General features: G+C 61.8%; 12 protein-coding genes. 11 read left to right on the forward strand and 1 reads right to left on the reverse strand.

Annotated elements, in window-relative coordinates:
- The first annotated feature begins 51 nt into the window (after positions 1 to 51).
- The 7 genes from deoC (at position 52) to amaB (ending at position 7586) form a co-directional block, all read left to right on the forward strand.
- Positions 52 to 720, forward strand: a complete 669-nt coding sequence (gene deoC, locus LJY25_RS18115; RefSeq protein WP_317206616.1) for a deoxyribose-phosphate aldolase — start codon at positions 52 to 54, stop codon at positions 718 to 720.
- Positions 701 to 1243 carry a sporulation protein gene (locus tag LJY25_RS18120; protein ID WP_227609888.1) on the forward strand — a complete coding sequence of 181 codons (543 nt, stop codon included), beginning with the start codon at positions 701 to 703 and terminating at the stop codon, positions 1241 to 1243. The genes deoC and LJY25_RS18120 overlap by 20 nt, the downstream gene beginning before the upstream one ends.
- 113 nt (positions 1244 to 1356) lie before the next feature.
- On the forward strand, positions 1357 to 2559 hold the full coding sequence (locus tag LJY25_RS18125; RefSeq protein WP_227609889.1) for a M20 metallopeptidase family protein: 1203 nt from the start codon (positions 1357 to 1359) through the stop codon (positions 2557 to 2559).
- Positions 2560 to 2590: 31 nt separating this feature from the next.
- Positions 2591 to 3409 carry a hypothetical protein gene (locus tag LJY25_RS18130; protein ID WP_227609890.1) on the forward strand — a complete coding sequence of 273 codons (819 nt, stop codon included), beginning with the start codon at positions 2591 to 2593 and terminating at the stop codon, positions 3407 to 3409.
- A 285-nt stretch (positions 3410 to 3694) separates the two neighbouring features.
- A complete protein-coding gene (locus tag LJY25_RS18135; RefSeq protein WP_227609891.1) occupies positions 3695 to 4144 on the forward strand; it encodes an Hsp20/alpha crystallin family protein in 450 nt (149 codons plus the stop codon).
- Between the two features lie 224 nt (positions 4145 to 4368).
- A complete protein-coding gene (locus LJY25_RS18140) occupies positions 4369 to 5871 on the forward strand; it encodes a Do family serine endopeptidase (RefSeq protein ID WP_227609892.1) in 1503 nt (500 codons plus the stop codon).
- A gap of 119 nt (positions 5872 to 5990) precedes the next feature.
- Positions 5991 to 7586 (forward strand): L-piperidine-6-carboxylate dehydrogenase, encoded by a 1596-nt coding sequence (amaB, locus tag LJY25_RS18145; RefSeq protein WP_227609893.1) that lies wholly within the window; start codon positions 5991 to 5993, stop codon positions 7584 to 7586.
- A 139-nt stretch (positions 7587 to 7725) separates the two neighbouring features.
- Here amaB and LJY25_RS18150 read toward each other — a convergent pair whose 3' ends face one another.
- Positions 7726 to 8241 (reverse strand): hypothetical protein, encoded by a 516-nt coding sequence (locus LJY25_RS18150; protein ID WP_227609894.1) that lies wholly within the window; start codon positions 8239 to 8241, stop codon positions 7726 to 7728.
- Between the two features lie 206 nt (positions 8242 to 8447).
- Between LJY25_RS18150 and LJY25_RS18155 the strand changes: the two genes are divergently transcribed.
- The 4 genes from LJY25_RS18155 (at position 8448) to LJY25_RS18170 (ending at position 11824) form a co-directional block, all read left to right on the forward strand.
- Entirely contained in the window at positions 8448 to 9011 is a 564-nt protein-coding gene (locus tag LJY25_RS18155; RefSeq protein ID WP_227609895.1) for an RNA polymerase sigma factor, read from the forward strand.
- Positions 9012 to 9093: 82 nt separating this feature from the next.
- Positions 9094 to 9810, forward strand: a complete 717-nt coding sequence (locus LJY25_RS18160) for a hypothetical protein (RefSeq protein ID WP_227609896.1) — start codon at positions 9094 to 9096, stop codon at positions 9808 to 9810.
- A gap of 5 nt (positions 9811 to 9815) precedes the next feature.
- Complete coding sequence (locus LJY25_RS18165; RefSeq protein ID WP_227609897.1) at positions 9816 to 11072, forward strand: DUF4097 family beta strand repeat-containing protein; 1257 nt, start codon at positions 9816 to 9818, stop codon at positions 11070 to 11072.
- A 173-nt stretch (positions 11073 to 11245) separates the two neighbouring features.
- Entirely contained in the window at positions 11246 to 11824 is a 579-nt protein-coding gene (locus tag LJY25_RS18170; protein WP_317206617.1) for a PPC domain-containing DNA-binding protein, read from the forward strand.
- Positions 11825 to 11836 lie beyond the last annotated feature (12 nt).

Genomic DNA, 11836 nt, shown 5'->3' on the forward strand with positions numbered 1-11836 from the left:
AACAGCCCGCCCGGTCGTACTTGCGGCCCGCTGGTTACCTTTGTGCTTTCTATGATGAACCTCGCCGCCCGCATCGACCACACTCTGCTTCGTCCGGATGCTACGCACCCGCAGATTCTGCAGCTGTGCGCCGAAGCGGCCCGCGCCCGGTTTGCCAGCGTGTGCGTGCCGCCCTGCTACGTAAAGCTGGCGGCCGAAACGCTGCAGGGCACCGGCATTCCGGTGTGCACGGTCGTCGGTTTTCCCCTGGGCTACCAGCTTACCAAAGTCAAGTTTTTCGAAGCGCACCAGGCATTGTCGGACGGCGCCGTGGAAATCGACATGGTTATCAACGTGGCCGCCTTCAAGTCAGGCTTCATGACCGAGGTAGAAGACGAAATCGGTCAGCTGGCGGAGTTGTGCCATGTCAAACGCGGCCTGTTGAAGGTTATCATCGAAACGGCCCTGCTCACCGACGAGGAAATCATAACCGCCTGTGAGGTGTGCACGGCCGCCGGCGCCGACTTCGTGAAAACCTCCACCGGCTTTGCCAGCCGCGGCGCGTCCGTGGCCGACATTACCCTGATGCGGCAGCATCTGCCGGCCCACATCCGCATCAAGGCTGCCGGCGGCATCCGCACCCGCACCGCCGCCCTCGCCCTGGTAGCAGCCGGCGCCGACCGGATCGGCTCCTCCAATAGTCTGGCTTTGCTGGAAGAACATGAATTATCTGCTTCGTAACGTGCTTTTTACTAGTGCCCTGCTGGTGCTGGGAAGCTGTGCTGCTTCAGCCCCGGCCCGCACCGCAACCACGGCCCCCGATACTATCCGCCGGCCCACCGTGGCCGCTGCGCCCGAAGACCTGAGCCGCTACCGGCCGGTCTTCACGCCTCCCAAGGCCCTGCCCACGCCGCCGGCCAGTAAGCCCGCCGTAGCGCCCACCAATCAGGTGAATACCCAGATCGAGCAGCGTCTGCGCGACCAGGCGTTTACTAATCAGAACGTGAAGTATGCCCAGGGCTTCCGTCTGCTGGTATACATCGGGCTGGAGCGCGACGAGGCCATGGCCATCCGCCGCGCCATCATCAGCCGCTACCCCGAGGAAACCGACTACATGACGTTCAAGCAGCCCGTGTACCGCCTGTGGGTAGGCGACTACCTGACCCGGCTCGAAGCCGAGCAGGCCCTACTGCGCATCCGCCCGCTGGCCCCCAAGGCCGAGCTGGAGTCCACCCAGGTACTGCTCAACAAAACCACGTTTTAAAGAGCTTCAAGCCCCAAGCTACAAGCTGCAGGCTCTTTTCTGGTTATTCAACAACAGCTTGCAGCTTGTAGCTTAAAGCTTGCGGCTAACAAAAGCTTGCAGCTCAACAACCCATGCAGCATCTCATTTCCCGCATCAAGAGCCTAGCGGCGGAAGCGGCGGCCGATACCGTAGCGCTACGCCAGCATCTGCACCAGCACCCGGAGCTTTCGTTTGAGGAAACGCAGACGGCCGCTTTTGTGTCCGGGCAGCTCCGGCAGCTGGGCCTCAGCCCCCAGCCCATGGCAACAACCGGCGTGGTGGCTCTCATCGAAGGCCGCAACCCCGGCGCCCGCACCGTAGCGCTGCGCGCTGATATGGACGCCCTGCCGATTCTGGAAGCCAACGAGGTGCCCTACAAGTCGCAGAACCCGGGGGTGATGCACGCCTGCGGGCACGACGTGCACACCTCGTCCCTGCTCGGGACGGCCCGCATTCTGACCCAGCTGCGCGACGAGTTTGAAGGCACGGTCAAGCTGATCTTCCAGCCCGGCGAGGAAAAGCTGCCCGGCGGGGCTTCCCTGATGATCCAGGAAGGCGTGCTGCAAAATCCGGCTCCGGCCAGCGTGCTGGGCCAGCACGTGTTTCCTCACCTGCCGGCCGGCAAGATCGGCCTGCGCGCCGGCCGCTACATGGCCAGCACCGATGAGCTGTACCTGACCGTGCGCGGCAAGGGTGGGCACGGGGCCATGCCCGAGCAGAACCTCGACCCCGTGCTGGTGGCGGCCCACATTATCGTGGCGGCCCAGCAGCTGGTAAGCCGCCGGGCTAACCCCAAGATTCCTTCGGTGCTGTCGTTCGGGAAAGTCATTGCCAATGGCGCCACCAATGTTATTCCCAACGAAGTCTACATCGAGGGCACGTTCCGTACCCTGCACGAGGGCTGGCGGGAAGAGGCCCACGGGCACCTGCGCCGGCTCGTGGAAGGGCTGGCCGACGCCATGGGCGCCGAGTGCGACCTGGAAATCCGCCGGGGCTACCCGTACCTGGAAAACGAGCCCCAACTGACGGCCCGGACCCGCGCGGCGGCTGAAGAGTATCTGGGCGCCGAAAACGTGGTGGAGCTGGATCAGTGGATGGCTGCCGAAGACTTTGCTTACTACTCCCAGACGGCTGACGCCTGCTTCTACCGCCTCGGTACCCGCAGCGCCGACGGCCGTAACAGCTCCTCAGTACACACACCTACGTTCGACATCGACGCGCAGGCGCTGGAAACGGGCCCGGGCCTGATGGCCTGGCTGGCGCTGCGCGAGCTGGCGGCTGGCAGCCCTGCTTAAGCTGGTCTTCTGAACCCCGCAGCCGCCCTCCATGACTAAGATTTTCCCCGCTACCCTGGTTCTGGCTTTTGCCGGCCTGACGTTCACTGCGCATGCCCAGACGCGCCGGGCCTTTGTGAGTACACTGCTGCAGCCCGAGGCCCAGGTAGAATATGCGTTGAATGGGGACGACTACCTGCTCTTCAGCACCAACGGAAGCATCCTGCCCGGCGGTGTCGACGGAATCACCGTGCTGGGTGTCGAAGGTCGGGCGGGCTACGAGCATTTCTGGAGCGAGAAATGGAGCGGGGGCAGTAACCTGTCGGCTTACGGCCGACAGCTTGCATCTTTTGGTGGTACCAGTAAAAGTGTGGTGGACGTTACGCCGGAGCTGTTCCTGCGCCATTGGAATACGTTTGGGCAATTCAACTTCCGGCAGCGCCTGGGTGCCGAATACAGTTTCTCCGGCATCGACGCGCGCTATACCCGGGCTTCGGGCAGCCTGCGCCTGGACCTTGACCGGGTATTTATGCTGAACCAGGTGGGCCTGCGCCCCCGCGTTTCGGTGGCGGCAGCCGCTTTCCTGCGCCTGCAGCGGCCCGAGGACGAGCCCAAGGAGCGGGTTATTGATTTCACCTTTGCCCGCGCCGAAGTCGGCATCCGTTTCTCGCCTCATTTCGACTTCACGCCCTGGGTTAGCCTTGATACGAGCTACAATTTCGCGTTGGAGCAAACCGACGACCAGGGACGGGTCACCACCCCGGCAGGGCCGCTCAACCTGACTGCTCCCGTGTTCGGGCTGGATGTGCGCTATACGCTGTTCAGGGGCGGAGCCCCGTACGAGCGCCGGCAGCTGCCAACCCAGCACTAGGGGCTCAGGGGAGGCCCCCAGCCGACGTAAGTCTACAAGTTGTCTGCAATGGTTTGGTCAAATTGTCATTGCTGGTAAAGGGATAAAATGACCGTTTGTGGTTTGAAAAGCAAGTTTGTTAGCTGTTTCAGGTTGCGTGCTCAAAACTGCATTTTAATTATTGTGACTTTTTGTCATTGTGTAAAGGCGTTTTCTGGGATGGTACAGAATTTATAGAGTAGGGGTGTACCGCTGGTCGGTACCCCTGATTCTAAAACTCATAACCACTTAAACGTTACTACAACCATGGCAACGCTTCTGTACAACAACCGTCCTTCCCTTCGTCCGGCCAAAGCCTTCAACTCGATGCTGAATGAGGTGCTGCGCGAAACCCTGCCGGCCCTGCACGAGCCCAGCCAGAGCTTCGTACCCCAGGCCGACATCCTTGAGTCGGAAACCGGCTTCGAAATTCTGCTGACCGTACCCGGCGTTGAGAAAGACGCCATCAAGATTGACTTCCAGGATGGCAGCCTGCTCATCAGCGGGGAGCGCAAGTCCCCGGTAAATGAGGAAGACGAGAAAGCTCCTAAGCTGCGCCGCGTTGAAAGCGCCTACGGCAGCTTCAGCCGCAGCTTCCGTCTGCCGGACACGATTGACGTGACGGCCATCGACGCCCAGCTGACCAACGGTGTGCTGCACGTGCTGCTGCCTTTTGACAGCAAGAAAGTGACGAAATATCAGATTGAGGTGCGCTAAGCGCCCCAGGAACTGCAAAAAAGGCACCCTTTGCGGTGCCTTTTTTCTTGGTTTAAGTGTTGTTACTTTAGCCTTGGGCCCCGGGTAGCCGCCGCCTACGCTGCCACCCGATGCAACCGAATACGAATCAGCCCTACTCTCGCGTTAGCAGCCAATTCATTGCTAACTCGTCTTTTCCTGACTAACTTCCCTTCTCTTTTCCTAACCCCATCATTTCACTATCCATGCAAGCAAAACAAATGATGCTCGGCCTGCTCGGTTCCGCCGTTCTCGGCGGCGGTGTGGCCGTGGGTGGTTACAAGCTACTGGAGCCGGAGCGCCCCTACGCGCCCCAGGCCGTGGCCGCCGACCCCAACGTGCGCTACACCAGTGAGCTGCGCAGCAGCACCTACGCGGTACCCGAAGGGCTCAACTTTGTGGCCGCGGCCGCTTCGGTGACGCCCGCCGTAGTGCACGTCATGACCGAGTACGCCCCCAAGATGAGCGATAACGGCGCGGCCCGGATGGATCCTTTCCTGCGGCAGTTCTTCGGCGACGACCTGGGGCAGTACCATTCGCCCCAGGCCGGACCGCAGATGGGCTCGGGCTCGGGCGTAATCATTGCCGCCAACGGCTACATCGTCACGAACAACCACGTGATTGATAAAGCCGACAAGATTGAAGTCGTGCTCGACGACAAGCGCAAGTTCAAGGCCGAGCTGGTGGGCACTGACCCCAACACCGACCTGGCCTTACTGAAAGTGGATGCCACCAGCCTGCCTTTTATCCGCTACGGCAACTCCGACCAGGTGAAGGTTGGGGAGTGGGTACTGGCCGTGGGCAACCCCTTCAACCTGAACTCAACCGTAACGGCCGGTATTATCTCCGCCAAGGGCCGCAACATCAACATCCTGCGCCGGGAGGATAACATGGGCATCGAGTCGTTCCTGCAAACCGACGCCGTAGTAAACCCCGGCAACTCCGGTGGTGCCCTGGTAAACCTGAACGGCGACCTGGTCGGCATCAACTCCGCCATTGCGTCCCGCTCGGGAGCATTTGAGGGCTACTCGTTTGCCGTGCCCAGTTCGATCGTGAGCAAGGTGGTGGACGACCTGCTGAAGTACAAAGTGGTGCAGCGCGCCCTGCTCGGCGTAAACATCCGCGAGGTAGATGCTACCCTGGCCTCGGAGAAAAAGCTCAAGACCCTGAACGGCGTGTACGTGATGGGCCTGGGCCAGAACAGCGCCGCCGCAGAGGCCGGCCTCAGGGAAGGCGACATCATCACCGAAATCAACGGCGTGACGGTGAATACCTCGTCCCAGCTGCAGGAGCAGGTAGCCCGTTTCCGCCCCGGCGACAAGATTAAGGTGTCGTTCCTGCGCGACTCTTCGCCCAAGACCGTGACGGCTACGCTGCGCAACAGCACCGGCACGACCGACATCATCCGCGAGGAAACGGCATCGACCATCAAGTACGAAGGCGCGACGCTGGCCCCGCTCAGCAAGCAGGAGATGAACCGCCTCGGCCTCGAAGGCGGGGCTAAAATCACCGGCATCGGCAAAAGCAACTTCCGCGAAACCGGCATTGCCGACGGCTTTATCATCACCAGCATCGACAAGCACAAGGTAAGCAAGCCCCAGGACGTGCAGCGCTTCCTCGAAGCCGCCAAAAACGGGGAGGGCGCCCTGGTTGAGGGCTACTACCCCGATGGCCGCAAAGCCTACTACCCGATCGGCCAGCCTAACTAAGCGGACTGGCCCGGCAAGTTCAAAAGCCTCCGTGCCTTCGGGCCGGAGGCTTTTTTGTTAGCTTTGCGTTCCGCTGAACTCCCAAGTCTCCAAGACCCTAAGCCCTCAGAAACCCACCCATGAAATTAGCCATCGAAGAAGCTGCCGCCACCGGCACCGACGTACAGGACCACGACCACCACGGTATCCGCCAGGTGCTGCGCGAGCTGGGCGTGCAGGCCGAAAACCCCGCCTTCAGCACCGGCCTGCAGTGGGGCGGCGCCGGCCAGAACCTGAAAGCCATCTACTCGCCTACCGACGGCAAGCTGATTGCCAGCGTCGCCATGGCCACCGCCGCCGACTACGACCAAGTGGTGCGCACGGCCCAGGAAGCCTTTAAAACCTGGCGGCAGGTGCCCGCGCCGAAGCGGGGCGAGATTGTGCGCCAGATCGGCAATAAGCTCCGCGAGTACAAGGAGCCCCTGGGCAAGCTCGTGAGCTATGAGATGGGCAAGATTCTGCAGGAAGGCCTCGGCGAGGTGCAGGAGATGATTGACATCTGCGACTTCGCCGTCGGTCTTTCGCGCCAGCTATACGGTCTGACCATGCACTCCGAGCGGCCCGTGCACCGCATGTACGAGCAGTACCACCCACTGGGCGTCGTCGGCATCATCTCGGCTTTTAACTTCCCGGTGGCCGTGTGGAGCTGGAACGCCATGCTGGCCGCCGTCTGCGGCGACGTAAGTGTGTGGAAGCCCTCGGAGAAAACCCCGCTGGTGGCCGTGGCCGTGCAGCACATCATCAAGGACGTGCTGATTGAGAACAACCTGCCCGAGGGCATCTTCAGCGTCATTATCGGCGACGCCGAAGTTGGAGCAGCCATGGCTGCTGACGGCCGGGTGCCGCTCGTGTCGGCTACCGGTTCTACCCGGATGGGCCGCAAGGTAGGCGAGGTGGTAGGTGCCCGCCTGGGCCGCGCCCTGCTCGAGCTGGGCGGCAACAACGCCATCATCCTCACCCAGTACGCCGACCTCGACATGGCCATGCGCGCCGTGGTCTTCGGGGCCGTAGGCACGGCCGGACAGCGCTGCACGACCACCCGCCGCCTCATCATCCACGACTCGATCTACGAGGACGTGAAAAACCGCCTGCTGGCCATTTACCCCAAGCTGCCCATCGGCAACCCCCTGCAGGAAGGCAACCTCGTGGGCCCGCTTATCGACCAGGACGCGGTAAGCTCGTTCACCAAGGCGCTGGCGGCCGTGCAGCAGGAAGGCGGCACCCTGCTCTGCGGGGGCGAAGTGCTCAGCGGTGCTGGCTACGAAACCGGCACCTACGTGCAGCCCGCCCTAGTGGAAGCCCGCAACGAGTACCACACCGTGCAGGAAGAAACCTTTGCGCCCATTTTGTACCTGATCAAGTACAGCGGCAGCGTGGAAGACGCTATTGAAGTTCAGAACGGTGTGCGCCAGGGCCTCTCGTCGAGCATTTTCACCCTGAACATGCGCGAGTCGGAGGCCTTCCTGGCCGCCACGGGCTCCGACTGCGGCATTGCCAACGTCAACATCGGCACCTCGGGCGCCGAAATCGGCGGCGCGTTTGGCGGTGAGAAGGAAACCGGCGGAGGCCGCGAGTCCGGCTCGGATGCCTGGAAAATCTATATGCGCCGCCAGACCAATACCATCAACTACTCCGACCAGCTGCCCCTGGCTCAGGGCATCAAGTTCGACGTGTAGAGCTGCGCAAGCCGCCTAAACTAAACAGCCCCGTCCGGTACTTTCCGGGCGGGGCTGTTTCTGTTCTGGGTATTTTAGTTGTCAGTTGTCAGTTGTCCGTTGTCCGGAAAAAGTAGTTCTGACAACTGACAACGAACAGCTAATCAAACATCTTGATGTCGCCGTGGCCTTTGTAGTAAAGCGTATTGCCGTTATAGAGCACGTAGTAGAGCCGGTACAATTGGCCTTTCTGCAGGCCTTGGGCTGCCAGATCAAAGGCGAAAGTATGAGAGCTACGGGCAATGCTGGGCGCTGCTTCGGATAAAACCTGGTACTTTTTATCGACGATTATAAGATGCAGGCTGGCTGTGGATTGAGCTTCAATGGTGAGCTTTGCTGCGGTGGCTGCCGGGTTGGGGTACAGGCCCCGGACTGCTCCAGAACCTTGTACTGAACTGTTGAGGTCAACCGGCAACGAGCTGAAGAGGGCTTTCTCTTGCTCGTTCCAGCTACCGTCCAGGGTCCAGTCGGTTGGGTCCTGCTCGCCCGTTTGAATGTTCTGCGCATTGCGGCTGCTGTAGCCCTGGCCGGGGCCGAAGTCGATGGTGGGTGTGGTATCTTTCTTTTTGCAGGCTGACAGGCAAATCAGAAGCAGGATAACAGGCAGGATCTTCATGGATAGGGCTGAATTAACGGCGAAAGATAAAGGCATTGAACTCCGCGAAGATACCACGTGTAGCTGCTTAAAGCCGAGCAGCGTGCAACTCTGCGTGGGTGCGGTTGTCTTTCATTTGCTTAACCACCCGAGGCTGGTGGCTTTGCCCGGAAAAGTTGGATATTTACGAACCTACCCCCTCCAACCCGCTGCCTACTGCCGACGCTATGGAAGCATTTGCTTACACCGACATCAACGCCCCGCTGGTAGAGCGGTGCCGCCTGGGCGACCGGCGGGCCCAGGCCGAAATCTACAAGCGCTACGCCAAAGCCATGTTCAACGCCTCGCTACGCATCACCGGCGACTATGCCGAGGCCGAGGACGTGCTGCAGGAGTCGTTTCTGAGCGCCTTCCGCGAGCTGCACAGCTACAAGGGCGACTCTTCCTTCGGGTCCTGGCTGAAGCGCATCGTTATCAACAAAAGCATCAACTGCCTGCGCAACCGGCGCCTGCAGCTGGTGTCGCTGGCCGACCAGCACGAGAGCATCGACTTCGAGGACCATGCCCCTGATGGTGACTCCGAAGACCACGCCTGGCGGGCCGACGTGGTGCGCCGCTGCGTCCAGGATTTGCCCGACGGCTACCGCGTCGTGCTGTCGCTCTACCTGCTCGAAGGCTACGACCACGCCGAAATTGCCAGCATTCTGAATATTACCGAGTCAACGTCCAAGTCGCAGTACAGCCGGGCCCGTAAGAAATTACTGGAGCTGGCCCGGCAACATGGCCTGTAAGCTGACTCACCTCCTCACCGGCCCGGCTACCACCCCTGCTCAGCAGGGCCGATGCGGCTACTAAGTGCGAACAACCACCTGTATGAACGATAAGAAAACCGGATTAGAGGCCTTTGTCGAGCGCAACCGCGCTGACTTTGACGCGTTCGAGCCCCGCCCGGATCTGTGGGAGGCCATTGAGCAGAACCTGGCGGCGGCCGGTTCGCCCGAGGAAGCTCCCCTGCGCGTGCTGCCCCTGCACGTTGCGCCCCAAGCCCAGCCCGCCCGGCCCACGCGCCGCTATCTGGGTATTGCGGCGGCCGTAGGCGCTCTGCTGCTGGCCGGCGGCACCTACCTGAGCCAGCACAGCACCGACGGCTCCTGGATTAAAGTTGCCCCGACGGCAGTAGCCACCACCGAGTCTGCCGCTGAACCCAGCCTTTTTTACGAAGGACCGGACCCGGTAGCGCTGGAAGCAACCAATGCCGCTCCCCAGCGCCTGACTTCGGCCGTGCAGCGCATGGAAGCCTACTACGCCACGCAGATCGGGGAAAAGCAGCAGGAGTTGCAGCAGCTCGACCAGGAGCCCCAGGGCGGCTCCGCGGCAGAGTGGCGCAACGAGCTGTCGAGTCTTGACTCGGCTTACAATCAGCTCAAAACTGAGTTGTACCGCAACCCGGAGCCCACCGTGGTGCTGGATGCCATGAACCGCAACCTGCAGATCCGCCTCGACATCCTGAACCAGCAGCTGCGGAGCCGGGAGCGGGTGCAGGCATATTCCAACGGATCCGTACCGGCCGAGGGCCGTCAGCAGCCATGAGCGCCATGACCCCCCGTACCTACCTGAGTGCGGCCGCCTGGGTTCTGCTCGGCGCGCTGGCTCTGCCTGCCGCTGCGCTGGCCCAGGGAAAGCGCACGGCCGAGCCCGTCGGGATGGGAAGCCAGTACTACCATCAGCCCTGCCCTGAAACGCCCGGCTATGTTTCCCAGGACCCGCAGCAGGGTGGAGGACCCGGCAACGGCACCCAGCCGACGCCCCAGCAGAGTCATCAGGATGAGGCTGGCGTGGCCCCGCCCGTGGAGAAAACCCGTAAGCTCAGCCGCACCTTTGCGGCTGCCAACGGCCGGCCCTACGTGCTGAACACGCGCTACGGCCGGGTTCAGATCAACACCTGGGCGCGCAAGGAAATCCGGACCGACGTGGACATCACCACCCGGGCGGACTCCGAGGAAAAAGCCCAGCAGCTGCAGAACATGATTGAGGTGCAGCTGCTCGACGCCGATTCGCAGACCGGCGCCATCAGCGCCCGGACCACGTTCGGGGCCATGCCCCGGGAGTGCTGGAGCCGCACCCGCCTCTACGAAGTCAACTACACCGTGTGGCTGCCCAAAGGCACCAACCTGCGCGTACACAACGCCTTTGGCGACATAAGCATTACCGGCGACCTGACCGGTGCTACGGAGCTGGTGGTCGAGTACGGCACCCTGCGTACCGGCCGCCTCGACGGGCCTAAAAACCTGGTTCGGATCGGCAACGGGCAGGCTACGGTAGCCTACGCCCGTCAGGCCAGCCTCGACGCCTCGTACTCCAAGCTTCGCCTTGACGCCGGGCAGACCGTGGACCTGCGCAACAACTACTCCGCCATCGATATGGGCAACGTGCAGGACCTGACCGTGCACAGCAAGTACGGCGACGTAGCCCTGGGCACGGTGCGCAGCCTACGCGGCTCCTCGGGCTACTCCAAGTTCAGCATCGACAAGCTGAGCGGGCAACTCGACATGAAGCTCCAGTATTGCCCCGCCTTTGAAGTGCGTAATACGTCCAGCAACTTCCGCAGCATCAACCTGGACGGTGGCTACAGCACCATTCTGCTCAACTTTCCCGACAATGCCGGCTTCAGCTTTGACGTGAACACCCAGAACGGCAAGCTGCTCGTGGATAAGCGGCTGGTAAAGGTGCAGTCGGAGGAAAGCAGCGCCTCTTCCAGCGACGTGCAGGGACAGTTCGGGGCCCTGCCGGGACGGACGACCAGCAACGTGAACATCAAGGTGCACAGCGGCAACGTCAGCTTCAACCGCTAAGCCCAGATCCGTTTTCGGGCCAATAGCCCATAAAAAAAGCCGGCTGCAACCGGCTTTTTTCAATTGTGGCAATAGGTGAGCAGAGAAGGGCATGCGCAGCTGGACAGCTGCAGATTCTGGCGGCTTGTACGACTGTGCGGCAGGCAGGTTACCTTTCGGTCTAACTTTTTTTCGTGCGAATCTTCTTTCTACTGGCTCTGGGGCTGTTAGCAGCTACTGGCAGCGCCGCGCAAAGCAACCTCATGGCTACCCCAACCGGCGCGGCCGCGCCTCTTGCCTCGTCGCCCATGCTCACCTACGCCGTGCGTCTGGGCCCTGGCCAGGACCTGCGCCAGGAGTTGCAGAAGCTGGTGCAGCAGCAGCAGATCAAAGCTGGTACCATCGTGACCGGCGTGGGCAGCCTGACCACGGCCTCGCTGCGCCTGGCCAACCAGAGCGGCCCGAGCGTGTACCGCGGGCACTTCGAGATTGTGTCGTTGGTAGGGACGCTCTCGGTAAACGGCAACCACCTGCATCTGGCCATTGCCGACTCTACGGGCCGCACCCTGGGTGGGCACCTGCTCGACGGCAACATCATCTACACCACCGCCGAGCTGGTCGTCGGCGTACTGCCGGCCCTGGACTTCCGTCGGGAGCTTGATCCGGTTTCTACCTACAACGAGCTGACCATTTACCCGGCCCCGGACCCGAAGCCGGCAAAGAGCTCCGGGCGGCGGGGCCGCAAACCCGCCTCCGGTACGGCGCCCAGGTAAAGGCTGCCGGCT

Origin of the sequence: Hymenobacter translucens (assembly GCF_020685205.1) — a bacterium.
Lineage (GTDB): Bacteria > Bacteroidota > Bacteroidia > Cytophagales > Hymenobacteraceae > Hymenobacter > Hymenobacter translucens.